The sequence below is a fragment of the Candidatus Bandiella numerosa genome (assembly GCF_029981845.1).
GTDB classification, from domain to species: domain Bacteria; phylum Pseudomonadota; class Alphaproteobacteria; order Rickettsiales; family Midichloriaceae; genus Aquirickettsia; species Aquirickettsia numerosa.
The window spans coordinates 66,972-87,047 of sequence record NZ_CP104165.1; the positions used below are offsets into that span (position 1 = coordinate 66,972).

The window sequence follows — 20,076 nt, forward strand, 5'->3', positions numbered from 1 at the left end:
ATTCAATTCTTCTTTTTCATCAGCCTGGCTACTTTTTTATGATTTATACCCATCATGTTTTCTCTAAGTTCCGCATGCACCCTGCGATATCCATATGTCATTCTTGATGACTGATGGATATTTTTCATTTTTTCTATTATTTCCATATTTGTTTTTTTATTTATTTTCCTTTTGTTCCAATCATAATATCCACTTTCCTTAACTTCTAACGCTCTACATAAATCGTTATTTTTGTAATTACCACTGTGGCTATCTATAAATGCATACTTTACCCTTGTGGATTCGCAAAATATGCCAGCGCCTTTTTTAATATATCGCGCTCTATTTGTAGTTTTTTTATCTCCTTCTCTAAAATCATTTTTTCCTTATCTATAGCATTCATGTTCCCATTTCCTGGAAATGCTATACGTGGTGACGATGTTTCTTCCAGCCTCTTTTTCCATTTACTAATTGAATCTACACTAACTCCCAGGCTTTTTGCTGCCTGCGTTAAACTATATCCTCTTTCAGTTACCAGTTTCACTGCCTCCACTTTGAATTCTTCATTATATCTTTCTCTTGTTTTTATACTCATTTGCAACTCCTGCTTATTTGTTTTATTTTATCAGAGTTGCTTAACTTTTACTCTTGTTTTTGGGGTTCAGTTCATACCATATATCCCCACTAACAACAAATGATAGTAATCATAAAGCAATCTTGTACTCAAAGTTTTAAAATATTGAAATCGAAAAAATAGCCGCTATATTATTTTTATGAATAAAGTAATAATATAAACGATGACTGATAATATAGAGAATCTAAAAGTTTTTGATTTTAATGCAGATGTTAGCAAAGTTCTGCAGTTAATGGCCAAAAGCCTTTATACCAATAAAGATATTTTCTTAAGAGAACTTATCTCCAATGCTTCCGATGCTTGCAATAAACTTAAATACGATGCGATAAAAGATCCAGGTTTGTTAGCAGAAGATATAGATTTAAAAATAACAGTCAAAATAGATAAGAAAAAAAATGCAATTATAGTATCTGATAATGGTATTGGAATGGATGATAAAGATTTGATTGCTAATCTTGGTACTATTGCAAATTCAGGAACCCAAAAGTTTTTAGAAAACCTTAAAGATGAAAAAAATGGAATTAAAGATTTAATTGGTCAATTTGGTGTTGGCTTTTATTCCGTATTTATGGTGTCAGATTTAGTTACCGTATATTCTACTAAAGCAGGGAGTAAAAAAACTTTTGTATGGGGATCTGATGGCTTAGGTAAATATTCTCTTAATTTACATGATAAGCAACTACCAAGAGGAACCATTGTAGAATTAGATATAAAAAAAGAAAATGCAGATATTTTAGAAGATTATAATATAGAGAGACTTATAAAACTTTATTCTGACCATGTTTCTTTCCCAATAAAATTAATTAAAGACGATAATAAAGAAAGTGTTATTAATAAAAGCTCAGCTATATGGAGTTTATCTAAATCAGAAGTAACTGAAGAGCAAAATATAGAGTTCTATCGTTATGTCTCTCATTCTTATGATAAGCCTTGGCTGACAATAAAAAATAAAATTGAAGGCAATATAGGTTACACTAGCTTATTATATATTCCTGCCTCATCTATATACAATATACTTTACAACGATTATAAATCAAAGATAAAGCTATATATAAAGAAAGTATTTATTAGTGATGAAGTAAGCGATATTATACCCAGCTATTTAAGATTTTTATGTGGGGTAATAGACGCAGAAGATTTACCATTAAATATAAGTAGAGAGACATTACAAAGTAATTCAAGTATCATTAAAATAAAAAAATCTATTACTAATAAAGTATTAGGTGCTATTGAGAAGACTCAAAAACAAGATGACTACAAAGATTTTTGGAAAAATTTTGGAGCTGTACTAAAAGAGGGGTTATTAGGAGGAAGTGAATTAGATAAAAAAGATCAGATACTTGAATTATGTAGATTTTATAGTACCTCAGAAAAAGACCTAAGAAGTCTTAAAGATTATGTTGCCAACATGAAAGAGGGACAGGATAAAATCTACTATTTTTGTGGAGAAAATATTGAAAGATTGAAAAATCATTCACAATTAGAAGGTTTTAAAAAACATAATATAGAAGTGTTATTGTTGACAGACAGAATAGATAATTTTTGGATAGATGGTATAGGTCATTATCAAGATAACAAATTTCAGTCTATTACAAGTGCCAATATAGATTTTGCTTCTATTAAAAATAAAGTAAGTAAGGATAACGCAATAGAAGGAGAAGTTGTAAAAGCAGAAACTGATAGTAAAAATGAAGAAATAGTAATAGAAGAATTTAAGAAGGTATTAAATAACAAAGTTAAAGATGTTGTAGTTTCCAATAAGTTAGTGGAAAGCCCTGCTTGTTTATCAGAATCCGATAATGGTATTGGAATGAATAAGTTGCTAATGCAACAACAAAATTCAAATCCATTAAAAATATTAGAAATTAATATGGATCATGAGCTTGTACAAGAAATAAAAGCTTCTATTATAAACAAAAATGAAAAAAATACCGAAGAAAACCAAAGAGTAAGAACATTAATTGATATTATCTTTTATGAGGCTTGTATAATTGAAGGAGAAAAAATTTCAGATATAAAAGACTTTATTAAAAAAATAAATATTTTGTTATCAAAGAATTAATTATTTAATTCGGTACTATGGTTATATTCTTTTATTTCTTAAGTTTTATTTAATAGGCTATTATATAGATAATAGGAATTAGAGGATATGGGATGTAAGATATAAAAAAAGAAGAAAAAAGAAAGAATATATTGGTAAAATTACATTGTTCAAATAAATTATGTTATAAATCAAAACACTAAAGCATGAAAACTTTTGAAAAAATATATTTAATTTTAGGATGTATATTTTGTACTACGGTAGTAACTGGTAACTTAATCTTTCAAAAATTTATATCATTAGATATACCTTATTTACCTACCTTAGATATATCTGTTGGAGTATTATTATATCCAATAACTTTCCTCATTTCTGATTTATTAACAGAGTTTTATGGGAAAGAGCGGGCTAAATTTGTTGTGCAAGTAACAGTAATAACTAGTTTAATGGTTATGTTACTCCTTTATATCAGTATAAAGCTACCTGCTGTACACTGGTCACCAATATCTGATATAGAATTTCAGAAGGCTTTTAATGTTTATGGCCTAGGCTCCTTAGCTTCTATTATTGCTATCTATATAGGACAATTAACTGATATTATAATTTTTTCATGGTTGAAGGTTAAAACTAATAATAAGCACTTATGGTTAAGAAATAATGTTAGTACAATAATAGCTCAATTCATTGATACAACAACGGTATTAATAATACTAAGTATTTTTAACATTTTACCATGGCAACAACTCTTAGATGTTTTTATAAGTAGCATAATATTTAAAATAATATCAGCTATTCTAGACACACCATTTTGCTATCTTGGACATTACTTGATAAAACGACTTACTAAAATAAAATAATTGATTCTTATAGTTATTAATATCCCTACTGTTTAACTGTCAAATCAATTTATAAACTCAATTTATGGCAATATTTTATCAATCTTAGCAGCAAGATAAAAGTCACTTTCAGCCAACCCATTAATCTTATGTGTCCAAATTTCTACATTACATTGACCCCAAGAAATATGTAAATCTGGATGATGCCCTTCTTTCTCAGCGATTTCAGTAATTTTATTGGTAAATTCCACAGCTTGTATAAAATTTTGAAATTTAAAGGATTTAAATAAATGCTTTTGGTTATTAATTTGCCAGTTATTACCTAAAGATTTTAAGAATTTTGTAATTTGCTGATCATTCATAGGAGGCATACCACCAGAGCATGGTATACATTTTTTTAAAGTTAAATCCATAAGTTATAGCCTTTGCTATTTATAAAAATAGAGCATACTATAGCTTGTATATAATAACAAAAATAAAATTATACTTAATCCTACTTGTATATTTACTCTTAATTGTTATTAAGATAATCAAAAAACCACGAACTAAAAATTAAAAAAGTCATTTGGAGAAATTATTTTTGTTGTTATATATTTTTCTTCAGGAAAATCTTTTTTGTTATCAGTAATAAGATGTTCAGCATTGGATGATAATGCTGTATTTAAATAAATTAAATCTTTAGCATCTGGTAATGTAAACTCAAATTTTTTAACAACCACTAACTCAGAAACCTCACATATAATTTCTACAAGCGAATATAAATACCTTTTTGCAGTTTTAAATTTTCCCCTAGAAATTACTCCTTTATACTCCATCAAGATATCTTCTGAAATGTACAAAATATGATTTTGTATAACCTCCCATAGTACTTTCCTACATACTCCGTCAGTTAAACCTGCAGAGATTATTACATTACAATCCAAAACTACCTTCATGATTTATTCATTTCTATATAATTTTATCTCTTTATTAACTATTTTAGAGACTTCTTGTTCTGGAAGATTTTTAAAATTTTCAGGAGTCTCTTTAAATAATTCCTTAAGTTTTTTTAAGGCTTCAGATTGATATTTAAAAGGTTCTATTATTAATTTGTCTCTCTGCATATAAATAGAAACCATGGAACCAATGTTTAAATTATTATCTTTTCTAAATTCATTAGGGATAGTTATCTGATAACCTGAACTAATTTTTCTAACTATTGGATCATTTTGCATAGCCTTATGTATTTATTAGCAATTCTTTATTTTAAAATATCATAAAATAACTATTTAGTAAATCAATATTAATAAAACTATAATTAGTATATTTATAAAATACATTATTTCTTTTTTGTATTTTAAAATTCGCTAGATTGCCTTGTTTAATTTAGGTATTCAGTAATAATATCAACAAGTTAAGATAGTAGACTAAAATCGTGAATATAGACTTTGAATTAGAAATTTGATTATAAAAGACAAACAGAAAAGAAAGATTATGAATTTAGTGAAAGAATGAAAAATAATAAAAGTAAGCGCATAAGAGGTCTTATATTCCGACAAATTAGCCTTCACTGATCATATAAGTGCTTTATATCAGTTAATTATCTATAAAAAACTGATCGTATTAATAATTTATAGACTTGCTTAATTGATAAATTACTCATCCTTGATTTCGAAATAGTCTTGACTAATCCGATATTGACAATGCACTATATGTGCAACTTATTATTAATTGTCCCACCCAATGAAAAGAATCTATCAATATGTAATAGAAGAACATTTAAAATCTTATGACCAAATGCTATTTATTGCAGGTCCTAGGCAAGTTGGCAAAACCACAATTGCAACAAGTGCAAAAACTTTATTTCAACATACTAAATTTTTAAATTGGGATAAACTAAAAGATAGGGAACAAATCGTATCTGACACTTCTTTGCTTCAGGGGCTTCCTTTGGATGCAATATTAAAAACTAAACCTTTAATCATATTTGATGAAATACATAAATATTCTAAATGGAAAATATTTCTTAAAGGACTTATAGATGAGTATAAAACAAAATTAAATATAATTGTGACAGGTAGTTGCAAATTAGATGTTTATAGAAAAGGAGGAGACAGCCTAATGGGGCGCTACCTTTTATACAATATTCATTCTATTTCTGTTGCTGAATTATTAAGAACATCTATTACGAACGAGCCCATTTCTATGCCAAAAGAAATATCAGATGATTTATATGAGGCGTTATTAGAATTTGGAGGATTTCCTGAACCATTTATTAAACAAAATAAAAGATTTTATACTCGATGGAAAAATTTACGTTATAAACAAATGTTGAAAGAAGATATACGAGATTCATAACAAATTCATGAAATATCACAGTTAGAGTTATTGTCTCATATTTTGCAATACCAATCTGCTCAACTGTTAAATTATAGTAGTCTATCAAAAAAAATCAGAGTCTCAGATCAAACAATAAGAAGGTGGATTGAGCTTTTGAAAGCATATTATTATTGTTTTATAATAACACCTTGGTATCATAATATTAGTCGTAGCTTGCTTAAAGAGCCAAAAATATACCTTTGGGATTGGTCTATAGTAGAAGATAAAGGGGGGAAAATAGAAAATTTTATAGCATGCCATTTATTAAAAGCAGTAAATTTTTGGAGTGATACAGGTCTAGGTAAATACAATTTGCATTACTTGAGAGATAAAGATAAGAAAGAGGTAGATTTTTTAGTCACAGAAATAATAAACCTTGGTTTTTAGTAGAAGTAAAATCCTCAGCAAAAGAATCAATAAGCAAAAATTTATATTATTTTCAAAAACAAACTGGAGCGAAGCATGCATTTCAAGTTGTATTTGATTTACCCTATGTGGATAAGGATTGTTTTACATATACTAAACCCATTATAGTACCAGCAAAAACATTTTTATCTCAACTCATTTGATTCAGTTTAATTACATCCGATAAGGTCCCTTATCGGATGTAACTTGCACTTTTATCTTTTTTTTGTTTTTTTAATTTCTTCATGAGTTCTTAGAATAATTTTAATTTATCTCTTCTATTTTTTTACATATAAGTCACTTATTATCAATGCTATAAAATTTTCTTTTAGCTTTGCATCTTTATATTTTACGACATTTATTTTGCAAATTCACATTTTACTCATTATCAAAAAAGTACTTTACTTTTATTCCTATATGTTTTTTTATTTTTATATTATTGACTTTATTTATATTACAAGTATCATCATTAGATAATTAATTTAATATTTATTTAACAGTATATGCAAGAATATAGAGCTATCTTCGGTGAGAATGGCCGCATTATTATTCCAGCACAACTACGCAATATAATGAAACTCACTCCTGGTGAGGAAGTTATTCTTAGATATGACAATAACTCCATTAATATCCTCACTATGAAACAAGCTGTCAAGAAAGCTCAAAATATCGTCATGCAATATAATAAGGATTATATATCTTTAACTTCCTCTTTAAAACAATCAAGACTTGAGGAAACAAAATATGAATAAAGTTATACTTGATACTTCTGCTTTCTTAGCTCTTCTCAATAATGAAATTGGGAAAGATATTGTTGAGCCATTACTTCCATACTCTATTATGTCATCTGTAAATATTTCTGAGGTAGTAAGTGAATTACACTCAAAACTTTCTCTCCCTACCCATCAAATCCAAAAAATACTTTATTTAATTTCTGAAATTTATCCTTTTAACAAAGAACTTGCTATTGCATCCGGCCTCCTTAAACAATCTTACTCTCACTTAGATTTATCATTAGGAGATAGAGCTTGTCTAGCTCTTGCTTCTCATCTTAACCTTCCTGTCTATACTGCTGATACAACTTGGAGTCAACTTGATACTGATTTAGCAATAACTCAAATTAGATAATCATTCATGCTTACCAAATCTTTACCGAATAATTCAGACCTCACCTCAATTAAAAATGATAACAACAACACCTTACTTTATTACGCTAATATTTATTTTAATATAATCGTTTCTGGCTCTTCTAAAGCAACTGAAATAGCTAGAAAAAATGACTTATCTAAGTTCATTTCTTTTTTTATTGAATATACTGGTAAAGATTTCATTGATAACTGGACTCCTTCCGTCACAAAGCATTTTTTAATCTTCCTTCAGGAAAAAAATTATAAACCTGCTACCATTAATAGAGCTTTAGATTCCTTACGACATTTTTCTAAGTGGTTACTTAAATACAGGCCTCTACTTGCTGGCTCTCCATTCGAAAGTGTTAGAAATATTACTCAGGACTCTCCTCTTTGGAATGGTTTATCTAGTAAACAAGTAATGCGCCTAAAGATGGCTTGTGAGCAACGTTTAAACTCCTGCATAAGAAAAAATCAAGACCCTTTACTAGAAATAACTATATTTTCTGTTCTTCTTGCCACTGGCCTTAGAGAAGCTGAGTTAGTCTCTCTCAACCTTTCTCATTACCACTCTAGAGGGTTCCATCATGTTAAACGCAAAGGTAATATTTTTACTAAAAAGGTACCTATTCCTGATGAGCCTAAAAAATATCTAGATCAGTATATTTTATCTCAAGGTATTACACAACCTAGTCAGGCTATTTTCTCTAAAAATGGAGTTAGACTTTCTACTAGAGCTATTCGCTACATTTGCCAAAGGATATCCGCTCATGCATCTTTAACACTTCCTGATGAAGAAAAGTTTCATCTTTCTCCTCATATGCTAAGGCATACCTTTTTAAAAAGAATTGCAGATAAACATGGCATCCATATTGCTCAAAAAATGTCTGGTAATGCCTCAATCTCCCAAATATTTCGTTATTCCAAACCTTCTCAAGATGAAATCGATAACATCGCTCATAATCTTAATATTTGATCTTTTTAATTTAAATAATTTAAATTAAACCAGCGCAGCCAAGTTCATGAAGTTATGCGGAGGAACTATCATAAATTTAGGGAATTAGAATAAGTTTTGATATATATGTACGGTACTATCAATACTATATATAAGTACGTCATATGTAGTAAGGTAATATGTCACAATTAACAATTACAAATTTTAGAAACAATATATACAATATTATTGATAGAGTAATAGACACAGGAATTCCGAAAACTATTGAGAGTAAAGATCATAAAGTCAAAATAATAGTTGATGACGAAATACGTAGCAAATTTTCTAATTTAGAAAAACATTACAGCATTATATGTGCTCCTGATTTATTCATTTCTGAAAAATGCTACCAATGGTCAGAAGAAGATGTAAAATGATATATTATCTAGATACACATATAATTCTGTGGCTATACGATAAGCTTGAAACAAAGTTCAGCCCTAAAATTAAAAAATTAATAAACCAAAATGATCTTGCTATATCGCCAATCATAAGATTAGAGCTGCAATATTTGAAGGAAATTAAAAGAATCAACGAAGAATCAGATGTAATAATAAATTATTTGATTGAAAAAATGGATTAACTGTTGAAGAAGCACCATTTGATATTGTTATAAAATCAGCATTAAAGTTTACTTGGGCAAGAGATCCTTTTGATAGAATTATGGTAGCAACATCGCAGATCAAAAATTCTACATTAATAACAGCAGATCAAATTATTTTAAATAATTATGAAAAGTCAACTTGGTGAGTCAATTTTGTTAGTTTTTGGCCTAAGGTGTCATGCGCCATTTATTTTTCTTTTTTTATAGATATATCTGAACTTGCTGAAATGACGGTTGAAATCATAAGTTTTGCATTGTACAATGATAATTGTAATATCTATTTATCAATTTTCTTATTAGTACTATGGATCGCCCTATTTTCCTTAATAATATTGCCTCACAATTTCAGGTACATCGCATTGTGGCACTACTTGGACCGAGACAATCAGGTAAAACTACTCTTGCAAAACAATACTGTAAAATTATTCATAATTTTACACGTAGTAATTACTTTGACCTAGAAAACCCTTCTGACCTTGAGCGTTTAGATAATCCAAAACTAGCTTTTGAACATTTAGAGGGAACAATTATTATTGATGAAATCCAAAGAAAGCCTAATTTATTTCAAGTACTTAGATATATTCATGATGAATATCCCAATAAACTTTTTTTATTACTTGGTAGCGCATCAAGAGAATTAATTAATCAATCCTCCGAAACTTTAGCAGGTCGAATAGGTTATATTGAAATCACTCCTTTTCAGGCTTTTGAACTAGCTATAAAGGCAGATCAAAAGTTATGGTTAAGAGGAGGATTTCCTAAAAGCTATCTAGCAATAAGTGATGACCTCAGTTACACTTGGAGAAGAGAGTATGTAAGAACTTATTTAGAACAAGATATTCCAACTATGCTTGGCAGTATCAACACAAGGCAATTAAGAAGGTTCTGGATGATGCTTGCTAATTATCATGGACAAATATTTAATGCTTCAGAAATATCCAATAGCTTACAAATTTCTAGAGCAACTGTAGTAAATTACCTTGATATACTCGCTTCAACTTTTATGATTAGAGTTCTTCAGCCATGGTTTGAGAATATTAAAAAAAGGCAAGTGAAATCACCCAAGATATACATTCGAGATAGTGGTATATTTCATTATTTACTCGGAATCCAAAATGATGAAACATTATTAATATCTCCTAAGATTGGAGCTTCTTGGGAGGGGTTTGCGCTTGAACAAATAGTAAATTTACTTCAAGTTGATCAATATGATTGTTATTTTTGGGCAACTCACAATAAAGCAGAATTAGACTTATTAGTCACACAAAATGGAAAAAAAATAGGTTTTGAGTTTAAGTATAATGATGCTCCTAAAATATCTCCGTCAATGAGGATTGCAATGCTAGAATTAAGCTTAGATGAGCTTACGATAATATACCCTGGTGAAATTAGTTATTCTTTGGATAAAAATATTCAAGTGGTAGGCTTTAATGAATATTTGAGTAGAAGTCAAAAAATATGGATATAATTAATTGCGTAGATAATTTAAAAGAATTTATAATTTCTCAGGGGAAGGAGCATAACATATTTTTTATTAATAACTTAAATTATAAATAAGTTTAATCCATCTAAAAGAGCTTGAAAGAGTAACTTTGTTATACATGACCCAGCATTATTATACCTATAATATTTTAAGATGAAAAAGCAACTAAATGATGTTATCGTTAAATTATGAAATTAAATTATTAAAATAATATAAAACTAATTACGAGGAGACCAAAATGAACAAAACAGAATTTATTAAGCTACTTGCGCAAAAAATTGATACATCTGCAATCAATGCGGATAAGAGTTTAAAGATAATATTTGAGACAATTGGAGATGCAATTGCTACAGAAGATAGTCTTGTGTTTGTGGGATTTGGAACATTTAAAACCACAATTAGCAAAGCAAGAAAAATAAAAGCTGCGAGCAAAAAATAATCAAACACTTTGATTGTTGAAATATGGAACTTGGGATAAGGCTGTCACATATAGAAGAGTCGAAAGAATCACTGCAAAAACGTTACAACAGTTTAAGATCTGAACTTAAAAAAGAAGGGAATGTAGCAGATTGTAACAAGAAAAAAACTATAAGCTATGTGGTAGCTCATGAAATGAGTCACTTAAAGGAAATGAATCATAGTGCTAAATTTTGGAGTATAGTTAGAAAAATTGATCCTAATTATCAAGCATCTATAGTGTGGCTTAGAAAGTATGGAACAAGCTTGTATCAATATTTGCCTAAAGCATAGATCATGTCTAATCCAAAGACAAAAAATAGTAATAAAATTAATATTACAACTTGGAATATTAACTCTGTTAGAAAAAGGCTCAATTCTATTGATAAATTTTTAAAAGAATTTACTCCAGATATTCTTATGCTACAAGAAACTAAGGTCAGAAATGAATTATTTCCTTTTCAGTTTTTTAGAGATTTTGGATATAGTTTTATACATCATGAGGGAGAAAATACAGGTTATAATGGAGTAGCTATTATTGCAAAGAAGGATTTAGAGATTGTTCCTAAAATAAGTTTTATAAAAAACGCTAGGCATTTAGCCGTAAAAATAAAAGGTAACGTAGAATTACATAATTTTTACATTCCAGCAGGCGGTGATATACCTGATGTTAATAAAAATATAAAATTTAAAGAAAAATTAGAATTTATTGATAACCTTAGCGCTTGGTTTAAGAATAATAGATCAAGAGCTGATAGAGTTATAATAGTAGGTGATTTAAATGTTGCACCACTAGAAAATGACGTGTGGTCACATAAGCAATTATTAAATATTGTATCACATACCCCAATGGAAGTTGAGAAACTACAAAAATTATATGAATCAATTGGCTTTAAAGATTCTGTGAGAAAGTTTACTCCTGAATCAGAAAAGCTATATAGTTGGTGGAGCTATAGAGCAAGAGATTGGATTAAATCTGATAGAGGGAGAAGGTTAGATCATATATGGACGAGTAGTAATTTAGATGAAAAAGTAATGAGAGCAAACATAATAAAAACTACTCGTAATCATGATTTACCATCTGATCATGTTCCAGTATCAATAGATATAAATTTATAAAGTTCTGGATTTAAAAAAGATAGAAATTAATACTGATTTTAAAGAAGCAATTGAAAAGATGGAGAGTGAGAATAAAAATCTCTTTATAACAGGTAAAGCTGGAGCTGGAAAATCAATATTGCTATCTTACTTTTGTCAAAACACTAAAAAAATACGCAGTATTGGCACCTACAGGAGTTGCAGCACTTAATGTTAAAGGTCAAACAATTCGGCCCAACCTGCAGGAACGTGTTTTTCCGGCATTAAGATTTATAAAAGGGGATTGAGAGCTATTAAAAAGCGATTGATAAACTAAGATTTTTTGGTATGTAAAGCAATAAATACCCCTACAATTTTAAACAGATTTAGTACAAAGAGTGGTGACACCAGCACTTCTCAGAACTCTTTTGTAGCAACAATTTTTATAAAAAGTTCTGTAAGACCAAAAGAAACACTACTCTTATACGATAAATTAGATTAGATTTAAAAAATTAAAAAACTATACTAACTCTGATTAAATCTAGGTTTCAAAATTTACCAAAGATGTAGTAAATGAAAATTATTTAACTTAACACAAGGAAAATTCGTACTTACAGAGTTGCATTGCCGAAAAAGCACGTTCCTGCAGGTTGTGCCAATAGGCGTTGCACCTATTAAAGAAGATAGTGGAAAAAAAGGTTGCCGTTCTATATATGGGGGAAGAAAAATAGTCCGCTCCGCTCTTTATATGGCTGTAATTTCTGTTATAAGATCCAATGCTAAAATAAAATCTTTTTACAAACGATTACGTCATAATGGCAAAAAAGCCAAGGTTACTATAACTGCCTGTATTCGCAAATTTATCATCATCTTAAATACTATTCTTAAACAACAATTATATGCTATCGATTTTTCTTTTTTAAATACAGTTGCTTGCACATAATGGGAAAAAATATTGTAATTTTTGCATTTTTCATGTACCCTGATGAGAGTAAATGTATTTTGGTAAAAGAATATGGTATATAGAGTTTGCTCAATTAGTGGCGGAGGGGTTAGAGGTATCATCCCAGCTACCATAATAAAGGAGATGCTAAATATTGCTAAAAATGAAGGTAAAGAAGGTAAAATAACTGATTTATGTGACTATGTTATTGGTACTTCAATTGGAGGTATAATAGGTGCTGGACTCACTGTTTCAGAAAATAAATTAGAGCCGAAATTTACACCAGATGAGATTTTAAATTTACTTCAAAGTAGAGCGACTGAAATTTTTCCCGAAGACGCAAACTATCATCAACAAATTATTCTATCAACAACCTTGACTGGTATAGCTACTGTTAGTGCTACGGTTATAGCATTGAAATTCTTAGGTTTAGGTATGGTATCTACTGTAGGTGTTGCTGGTTTGATAGCTGCATCAGTTTTTTCAGCTACTTATAAAAATGTTAACGTATTGGATGGTTTTTTTGCACCTAAATATAGTAGAGATGGAATAGATAAATTACTTGATGAAAATTTTGGGGAGTTAAGATTCAGTGATACAATTATACCATTTACAACTGTTTCATTTTCTCTTGAACAAGATAACCCGAGAGTTTGGTCTACATTTAAAGCAGAAAAAACAATAAAAGATAATTTATTAATTAAAGATGCTTTAGGAGCTACGAGTGCAGCGCCAACTTTTTTCCCACATAAAGTGACAAACATTACAATAGAAGGTGGTAGAGAGGAAATATATTATGATGTTGATGGAGGTATTTTTGCTAATTCACCTGTAAATTTGGGATTAGCGGTTCTAAAAAAATATGCCTCTATTAATATTATTTCAAGAATTGAGAAAGAAGGAATAACAATTTTATCAATAGGTACTGGATATTTCAAAGGTACAGAACCATTTGTACCACCTACATCTTTTCAAGAAAGTATATTTGGTTATATATTTACAGGTTCATTAATAACCAAGGTTATGCAAGCAGCTGAAAGAGATAGCATAGTGCAAGCACGTTACGTATATAAAGCATTACGATTAGATCCAAAACTGGAACAAAACTTAATGCCAATGGATAAATCAAGCCCTGTGCATATAAAAAGTCTAAGTCGTGCTGCAGATGATTATATAGTTGAGCATAGTAAAATTATTGAAGGGTATGTAAAGTGTATGCTTGAGGATAATTCATGTGATGAATTAGTTACAGAAAGTACCCCAAATTATTCCTATGAACTTATATATTAATTTAATATGAGGTAAAACATGGACGACAAATATATACCAGAGATTACAAAAAGAAAAATGGCAGAACAATTGCACAATGAAGTTAATATGATGAAAAGAGCTGAGGAAGCAGCTATTTATGAAACAGATATCTTAGCTAAAAAATTAAAAGAAGAAGCTTCTTATATAAACCCAGAAGAAAAAGCAAAGCTGGATAAGTTATATGAAGAAATAGAAGATAAAAATAATCATACTGAACTCAGTTCAGAAGTAAAAGAGGCTTTAGCATCAATATTTAATGAGGGTGAGTAATTAATTGTCAATTACATATTTTTGCCAGACAAAAAAGTGTTGTGATGATTTATTGGCTAAATTAGAGGCAAGTTCCTTAGATTTTTTATTTATGTGGAAGATTAGGTATGTTTGCGAACAAATGGGAGAATTGTATTATCATAACAAAATTCTAAAACAGATAGCTACTCCTGTAGCTATTGCAGATTTAGGTGATATAGCACTATTTGCAACATATTTTAATTATACTGTGCCCGAGCTAAATAAAACTCCATATAAACTATATGATAATTTCAATAACTTTGAAGAAAAAATTGATATTGCAGCTAGGCTAGCGCATTTAGAAGGAATAAAGTATTTATGGGGAGATGATACAATAACTTTTTATGAAAAAAGTTTTAAAAATATACAAGAAAGATTATTATCAATGATAATATTCAAGGATTTAAATGCTTTCCAACAAACTTTAATTGTCTATAAAAATGCTATTAATGCTACTCAAATTCTGAACTATTATATTAGATCTGCATATCAACATGGAAGTTTAGCAATTGCTACTGAGCTTATAAAGAATGGTATTAAATTTGATATTAAATATATAATGGATATACATACATCTCTTGGTTATTTTGAATATATAAACCACCTAAGTTTTCTTAGAAAGAAAAATTTTATAGATGATAAAGTGTATGATGGAGCGCAAGCGCTAGTAAATTCAATGTTTTGTGGCACTTTTTATAGATCTAGTAACGTACTTGACGAAATTAATATGCTAATTCATTCAGAATGCAATGTTCTAAAAAAGATTATAAATATTAATTATAATGAGGTAACTAAACCTCTATTTGGTGTTATGCTAGCCATACATTTCCCTCACATTGCAATACCATCTAAAAGTATAGAGTCTCCATTCTGTATGCCATTAAATCAATATTATAAAATTTATGGTGGAGATCCAAAAGATGATTATTTTTTACCTAAATTAATACATGAATTAACACATGCTTTTTTATACGTAATATACCAAAATAATAGTAAACCATATCCAAAACATGAAATAGGTGGAACTAGTATGGCTTATGAAGCTTATAAAAAAGCAAAAACTATATTTTTAAAAAATATTTGTACAAAGTTGGGTATAAAAAAAGATGAAATAGATAATGCCACAGAATTAGAAAATATACTGGCAAATAATATACAACTTAATATAAATGAGTATTGCTATAATAAGAATAGCAAAGCAAATATACTTACTATTACATTAGATAAATATATATCAAGTGGTTGGTTACTTAATACTTTATTAGACACTAAAACATTAGATGAATTCATTAACAAAATTGGTGGACAATTTACTTTAGCACAACTAATAAGTATTGAAAAAAATATCAGAGATAAAAAATTGGCAAATTTTCTTGATATTGTTGTAGCTAGGTTAGGAGTTAATAAAGAGCAAAGTGAAAATATTGTAATCCTGTATTCAAAAATTAAAGACGAGATGAAAAAATTACTGAATAATTTTTGTGCAGAGCAAACTTTAAATAATGAATACTCAATGTTTCTTAGTAGAATTTTTGACTATGTAAAAAGGAATCCATTAGATTGGGACACAGAGTTGTTACCAAGATTTACGGAAGTGTATTTAGATAATAGGGAAAATAAAATACCTAAGCAAATTTATAAACCATTATTAGAATACTGGGTAAAATATGTAGTACCAGAAGCCAATAAAGTAACTACTGCAGATTACGCATATAAATTTGATATATTTATAGAAAAAGATAAAACTTTTTCTGAGCAGTTATTCAGTAAAATTAATGATCTGATTTTTGGACAACAAGAAGAGATACAAAAGAGCATTAAGGACGTGCTTGAATTAAATTTTGCAACACAAGAATTTATCGAGTTTGAAAGTGATATGTATTAGATTCAAAATACGCGTTGTTGCATAACCTCCTATGGCATGGCATTTAGTAAAAATTAAGCAACTTTTTCAGAAAGAGGTGGTCCTAAAAAACTGGACAGGAAGGAAAGGATAAATTCTAATATAAAAATAAATAAAATATCGGAGTAAAAAGAAAAATACAGCCCAGTATTCAAAACGAAAGTAGCGCTATCAGCAATTAGGGAGGAAGGAGCGTTGAGCGAGCTATCAGCTAGGTATGGAGTCAATGCGAATATGATTGGCAAATGGAAGAAGCAAGTATTAGATAATATGAACAGTGCATTTTCTGATAAATGTGAAAGGTCAGCAATAACAAATGAACACCAAATAAAACAACTGCATGCAAAAATAGGGGAACTAACAGTAGAAAAAGATTTTTTGCAAGATGTGTACGAAAAACTAGGAAGGAATGTAGGCGTGAGATGATAAAGAGCAATTAAGACAAATTGAGTATATCAAAGCAATGTCAGTTGCTGCGTGTGGCCAGGTCAAGCTGTTATTACAATCCTAAAGGTGAAAGTTCTGAGAACTTAGAGACTAATGAAAAAGATAGATGAGATTTATTTAAAGTATCTATTTTGCGGCTCTAGGCAAATGAGTTTACATTTAAAAAGAGAGGGTGAATCTGCTTCTAGACACAAGATAAGAAGGCTGATGAAAATAATGGGGATAAGTGCTATCTATCAAAAACCCAATACTAGTACAAAGAATAGTCAGCATAAAATATATCCCTATTTATTAAGAGATAAAATCATCAACAAAGCTAACGAAGTCTGATACAGTGATATCACTTATATCCCTATGAACAGAGGCTTTATGTATTTGGTAGCAATAATGGATTGGGCTTCTAGAAAAGTGTTAGCTTAAGTGGAGTACTTTGCTTGGCGGAGGGGTGGGTTATTTAACTTGGCGCATGACAGTTCACTTCAATATTTTAAAATATTTTTCTTCTATACTGATTGGCACTATTTTTAATATTCTATTTTTAAATAATTATTAAAAATTTAACTAATAATTTTAAAACTTCAATAACCTGTGTTTTTAAGACATTGGTTTAATGGCAAGATACTACTTATTCGACTAGTTTAATTATATTAACTTTTTTAGCTAATACAGTTATTTTAACTAAAGCACACAATATATAATAAAATTAACTATGAGTATTAATAGTACTGAATTTAAGAATCACTTAGGTGAATATCTCACCGAAGCTATGCATAAACCTGTTTTTATTAAACGGCATAATCATGAAGCTGTACTATTAAGTAAAAAAGAATATAATAGATTACAAAAAATTGAAGATTCGTATTGGCTTAATGAAGCCACTATTGCTGGAAAAGATGGCTATATTGGTGTAGAAAAAACTATGATAAAGTTAAAACATGCTTTTAATCAACCTCAGTAAGCAAGCTGATAAATTTTTTTCTACTCTAGATTCTAAACAATTCAAACAGGTTGTTAAAGAAATATTTTCTTTAGCAAAAAATCCCAAACATACTGATATTAAAAAAATTGTATCACAAACTGAGCACATTTATTATCGTGAGGATATCGGTGAATATAGACTAATTTTCAGAATTGAAAATGGCTCAGTTCTATACATTACAGTCGCTGGCAAAAGGAATGATGATGAAATATATAAAATATTTAACAGAAAAAAGTTAAATAATTATGAAAAGTCAATTTGGTGATGATCATTTGGTTAGTTTTATCATTGATCGTTATTAAATTTAATTAATATTTACTAAATAGACAATAATATATCCAAAAAGACCTGACCGTAGCGTTTAATCTTAGCCTCACCAATACCTGTTATTTCTGACATTTCATCAATTGATCCGGGCTTTACTTTTACCATTTCTACCAATGTCTTATCATGAAATACTAAATATGGCGGAACATTTTGCGCTTTTGCTATTTCTAATCGTTTTGATTTTAACAACATTAATAAATCTTTTTCTTTCTGCGTTTCTATTTTTAGTAATTTTATTTGATCTTGGGTTTCTTGCTTATTTTCTGCTTTATTTTTTATTTTAGCTCTCTTAGTATATTTTCCTAATTCTATAGTTTCTTTTTCTTTTAAAAACTGCATGCCACGATCAGTTATTTTAAGTGCTCCATGTCCTATCATATCAACCATAAGTAAATTTCTAGAAACTAATTGCCTAAAAATATTTAGCCACTCTTGTTTACTGAATTCCTTGCCTATCGCATATACACTAATTTTATCATGGCAGAAGTTTTTTATTCTTTGATTATCCACTCCCATCAATACATCTATAAGATACATTACCCCAAACATTTGATTAGTTCTATAAACGCAAGAGATTGCTTTCTAAGCTATAATTGTACCATCAAAAGTTTCTGGCTTATTGATACATGTGTCACAATTATTGCATGGCTCACACCTATCTCCAAAATATTCTAGCAATATCTGTCTTCTACATGATGTAGCTTCACATAAACCTAATAAATAATTTAATTTTTGTCGCTCTATCCTCTTTTGATTTTCTGGTGCGTTAGAATTTTCTATAAAACTTCTCTGTATTGCTATATCTCCCAAACCATAATACATTACAGCATCTGACGGCAATCCATCTCTACCAGCCCTACCAGTTTCTTGATAATAACTTTCTATATTTTTTGGTATGTTGATATGCACCACAAATCTTACATCTGGTTTGTCTATTCCCATTCCAAATGCTACTGTTGCAACCATTATTATATTTTCTTCCTCAAGGAATCTTTTGAGATTTCTTGTTCTTTCATCTGATTCCATCCCTGCATGATACATCAAAACATTTAACCCTTCTTGCTTTAGATAATCTGTTATCTCTTCAGTTTTTTTACGAGATAAACAATACACTATTCCAGTCTCCTTATTGTGATTTTTTTTAATAAATTCCAAAAGCTGCTTTTTAGGATTTTGGGCTATTGTTATAGAATAATTGATGTTTGGACGATCAAAGCCTGCTACAAATGTTTTGCCATTTTCTAGTCGCAATTTTTGTATTATATCTTTTCTTGTAGGGGTATCTGCCGTTGCTGTTAATGCTATACGTGGCACTTTTGGAAATTTATCTGCTAATTTACCTAATTCTATATACTCTGGTCTAAAGTCATGTCCCCATTGAGAGACACAGTGTGCCTCATCTATTGCAAATAATGAAATTGGTACTGAAGATAGTAGTTCTAAGAATTCATCCATCAATAATCTTTCTGGTGCAACATAAAGTAAATCTAACTTATTATTTTTCATAGCATCTTTTATTTGCCATACTTCTTTTCTGCTAATATTTGAATTTATAGTTGCTACTTTTACACCTGATAATCTGAGGGCACTTACTTGATCTTGCATTAATGCTATTAGTGGTGAGATTACAATTGCTAAACCTGCTAATACTAAGGCTGGTATTTGATAACATAATGACTTTCCACCACCTGTCGGCATTAGTACAAAAGTATTTTCACCATTTATCACATTGTTAATTATTGCTTCTTGCTCTCCTCTAAATTTGTCATATCCAAAAACATGCTTTAATACATATAAAGGAGATTTATTCATTGGCTACTGATCTATAATATACTGAACGACTTATTCCTGTTATTGCACAAATTTAACTTATTGAGAATT

Annotated in this window: 27 protein-coding genes and 2 pseudogenes; 22 read left to right on the forward strand and 7 right to left on the reverse strand. The window is 29.2% G+C overall.

Features of this window, described 5'->3' with window-relative positions; translation table 11 throughout:
- Window positions 1-2: 2 nt before the first annotated feature.
- Together N3Z17_RS07170 and N3Z17_RS07175 are read right to left on the reverse strand one after the other, a co-directional pair.
- Window positions 3-146, reverse strand: a complete 144-nt coding sequence (locus N3Z17_RS07170) for an IS3 family transposase (protein WP_282472757.1) — start codon at window positions 144-146, stop codon at window positions 3-5.
- Between the two features lie 122 nt (window positions 147-268).
- A complete protein-coding gene (locus N3Z17_RS07175; RefSeq protein WP_282472758.1) occupies window positions 269-574 on the reverse strand; it encodes a transposase in 306 nt (101 codons plus the stop codon).
- Between the two features lie 202 nt (window positions 575-776).
- Here N3Z17_RS07175 and htpG point away from each other — a divergent pair, with 202 nt between their 5' ends.
- Together htpG and N3Z17_RS07185 are read left to right on the forward strand one after the other, a co-directional pair.
- Window positions 777-2,675 (forward strand): molecular chaperone HtpG, encoded by a 1,899-nt coding sequence (gene htpG, locus N3Z17_RS07180; RefSeq protein WP_282472759.1) that lies wholly within the window; start codon window positions 777-779, stop codon window positions 2,673-2,675.
- Window positions 2,676-2,860: 185 nt separating this feature from the next.
- Window positions 2,861-3,511, forward strand: a complete 651-nt coding sequence (locus tag N3Z17_RS07185; protein WP_282472648.1) for a queuosine precursor transporter — start codon at window positions 2,861-2,863, stop codon at window positions 3,509-3,511.
- Between the two features lie 62 nt (window positions 3,512-3,573).
- Here the strand turns inward: N3Z17_RS07185 and N3Z17_RS07190 are convergent, their stop codons facing one another.
- From N3Z17_RS07190 to N3Z17_RS07200, 3 genes are all read right to left on the reverse strand, one after another.
- Window positions 3,574-3,903, reverse strand: a complete 330-nt coding sequence (locus N3Z17_RS07190) for a 4a-hydroxytetrahydrobiopterin dehydratase (RefSeq protein ID WP_282472649.1) — start codon at window positions 3,901-3,903, stop codon at window positions 3,574-3,576.
- Between the two features lie 132 nt (window positions 3,904-4,035).
- Window positions 4,036-4,425: a putative toxin-antitoxin system toxin component, PIN family gene (locus tag N3Z17_RS07195; protein ID WP_282472650.1), complete on the reverse strand. Its 390-nt coding sequence runs from the start codon at window positions 4,423-4,425 to the stop codon at window positions 4,036-4,038.
- 3 nt (window positions 4,426-4,428) lie between these two features.
- Window positions 4,429-4,704, reverse strand: a complete 276-nt coding sequence (locus N3Z17_RS07200; protein WP_282472651.1) for an AbrB/MazE/SpoVT family DNA-binding domain-containing protein — start codon at window positions 4,702-4,704, stop codon at window positions 4,429-4,431.
- Window positions 4,705-5,212: 508 nt separating this feature from the next.
- Between N3Z17_RS07200 and N3Z17_RS07205 the strand changes: the two genes are divergently transcribed.
- The 20 genes and pseudogenes from N3Z17_RS07205 (at window position 5,213) to N3Z17_RS07300 (ending at window position 18,133) form a co-directional block, all read left to right on the forward strand.
- On the forward strand, window positions 5,213-5,827 hold the full coding sequence (locus tag N3Z17_RS07205; protein WP_282472652.1) for an AAA family ATPase: 615 nt from the start codon (window positions 5,213-5,215) through the stop codon (window positions 5,825-5,827).
- A 42-nt stretch (window positions 5,828-5,869) separates the two neighbouring features.
- The gene (locus tag N3Z17_RS07210; protein WP_345799042.1) at window positions 5,870-6,235 is read left to right on the forward strand and encodes a DUF4143 domain-containing protein; all 366 of its coding nucleotides are present in this window, start codon (window positions 5,870-5,872) and stop codon (window positions 6,233-6,235) included.
- Between the two features lie 521 nt (window positions 6,236-6,756).
- The gene (locus N3Z17_RS07215) at window positions 6,757-7,005 is read left to right on the forward strand and encodes an AbrB/MazE/SpoVT family DNA-binding domain-containing protein (protein WP_282472654.1); all 249 of its coding nucleotides are present in this window, start codon (window positions 6,757-6,759) and stop codon (window positions 7,003-7,005) included.
- On the forward strand, window positions 6,998-7,381 hold the full coding sequence (locus N3Z17_RS07220) for a type II toxin-antitoxin system VapC family toxin (RefSeq protein ID WP_282472655.1): 384 nt from the start codon (window positions 6,998-7,000) through the stop codon (window positions 7,379-7,381). Before N3Z17_RS07215 ends, N3Z17_RS07220 begins: the two co-directional genes overlap by 8 nt.
- Window positions 7,382-7,387: 6 nt before the next feature.
- Window positions 7,388-8,356 (forward strand): tyrosine-type recombinase/integrase, encoded by a 969-nt coding sequence (locus N3Z17_RS07225; protein WP_282472656.1) that lies wholly within the window; start codon window positions 7,388-7,390, stop codon window positions 8,354-8,356.
- A 158-nt stretch (window positions 8,357-8,514) separates the two neighbouring features.
- A complete protein-coding gene (locus N3Z17_RS07230) occupies window positions 8,515-8,751 on the forward strand; it encodes a type II toxin-antitoxin system Phd/YefM family antitoxin (protein ID WP_282472657.1) in 237 nt (78 codons plus the stop codon).
- Window positions 8,748-8,957, forward strand: coding sequence for a PIN domain-containing protein (locus N3Z17_RS07235; protein WP_282472658.1), 210 nt, complete (start codon window positions 8,748-8,750; stop codon window positions 8,955-8,957). The genes N3Z17_RS07230 and N3Z17_RS07235 overlap by 4 nt, the downstream gene beginning before the upstream one ends.
- Before the next feature lie 325 nt (window positions 8,958-9,282).
- Window positions 9,283-10,446 (forward strand): ATP-binding protein, encoded by a 1,164-nt coding sequence (locus N3Z17_RS07240; protein WP_282472659.1) that lies wholly within the window; start codon window positions 9,283-9,285, stop codon window positions 10,444-10,446.
- 253 nt (window positions 10,447-10,699) lie between these two features.
- A complete protein-coding gene (locus N3Z17_RS07245; protein ID WP_282472660.1) occupies window positions 10,700-10,900 on the forward strand; it encodes an HU family DNA-binding protein in 201 nt (66 codons plus the stop codon).
- 23 nt (window positions 10,901-10,923) lie between these two features.
- Entirely contained in the window at window positions 10,924-11,211 is a 288-nt protein-coding gene (locus N3Z17_RS07250) for a M48 metallopeptidase family protein (protein ID WP_282472661.1), read from the forward strand.
- 3 nt (window positions 11,212-11,214) lie between these two features.
- Window positions 11,215-12,036, forward strand: coding sequence for an exodeoxyribonuclease III (gene xth / locus N3Z17_RS07255; RefSeq protein ID WP_282472662.1), 822 nt, complete (start codon window positions 11,215-11,217; stop codon window positions 12,034-12,036).
- Window positions 12,037-12,094: 58 nt separating this feature from the next.
- Window positions 12,095-12,245 (forward strand): annotated as a pseudogene (locus tag N3Z17_RS07260) (hypothetical protein); the annotation flags it as partial.
- A gap of 401 nt (window positions 12,246-12,646) precedes the next feature.
- Window positions 12,647-12,937 carry a transposase gene (locus N3Z17_RS07265; RefSeq protein ID WP_282472663.1) on the forward strand — a complete coding sequence of 97 codons (291 nt, stop codon included), beginning with the start codon at window positions 12,647-12,649 and terminating at the stop codon, window positions 12,935-12,937.
- A 72-nt stretch (window positions 12,938-13,009) separates the two neighbouring features.
- Entirely contained in the window at window positions 13,010-14,227 is a 1,218-nt protein-coding gene (locus N3Z17_RS07270; protein ID WP_282472664.1) for a patatin-like phospholipase family protein, read from the forward strand.
- A gap of 18 nt (window positions 14,228-14,245) precedes the next feature.
- Window positions 14,246-14,518 (forward strand): hypothetical protein, encoded by a 273-nt coding sequence (locus tag N3Z17_RS07275; protein WP_282472665.1) that lies wholly within the window; start codon window positions 14,246-14,248, stop codon window positions 14,516-14,518.
- A 4-nt stretch (window positions 14,519-14,522) separates the two neighbouring features.
- A complete protein-coding gene (locus N3Z17_RS07280) occupies window positions 14,523-16,424 on the forward strand; it encodes a hypothetical protein (RefSeq protein ID WP_282472666.1) in 1,902 nt (633 codons plus the stop codon).
- A 162-nt stretch (window positions 16,425-16,586) separates the two neighbouring features.
- A pseudogene (locus tag N3Z17_RS07285) lies at window positions 16,587-16,868 on the forward strand (IS3 family transposase); the annotation flags it as partial.
- A 114-nt stretch (window positions 16,869-16,982) separates the two neighbouring features.
- A complete protein-coding gene (locus N3Z17_RS07290) occupies window positions 16,983-17,219 on the forward strand; it encodes an IS3 family transposase (protein WP_282472668.1) in 237 nt (78 codons plus the stop codon).
- 379 nt (window positions 17,220-17,598) lie between these two features.
- The gene (locus N3Z17_RS07295; RefSeq protein ID WP_282472669.1) at window positions 17,599-17,847 is read left to right on the forward strand and encodes a type II toxin-antitoxin system Phd/YefM family antitoxin; all 249 of its coding nucleotides are present in this window, start codon (window positions 17,599-17,601) and stop codon (window positions 17,845-17,847) included.
- On the forward strand, window positions 17,825-18,133 hold the full coding sequence (locus N3Z17_RS07300; RefSeq protein WP_282472670.1) for a type II toxin-antitoxin system RelE family toxin: 309 nt from the start codon (window positions 17,825-17,827) through the stop codon (window positions 18,131-18,133). The genes N3Z17_RS07295 and N3Z17_RS07300 overlap by 23 nt, the downstream gene beginning before the upstream one ends.
- Window positions 18,134-18,186: 53 nt before the next feature.
- Here N3Z17_RS07300 and N3Z17_RS07605 read toward each other — a convergent pair whose 3' ends face one another.
- Window positions 18,187-18,771 carry an RQC domain-containing protein gene (locus tag N3Z17_RS07605; RefSeq protein WP_345799043.1) on the reverse strand — a complete coding sequence of 195 codons (585 nt, stop codon included), beginning with the start codon at window positions 18,769-18,771 and terminating at the stop codon, window positions 18,187-18,189.
- A gap of 6 nt (window positions 18,772-18,777) precedes the next feature.
- Entirely contained in the window at window positions 18,778-20,007 is a 1,230-nt protein-coding gene (locus N3Z17_RS07305; RefSeq protein ID WP_345799039.1) for a RecQ family ATP-dependent DNA helicase, read from the reverse strand.
- Window positions 20,008-20,076: the final 69 nt, after the last annotated feature.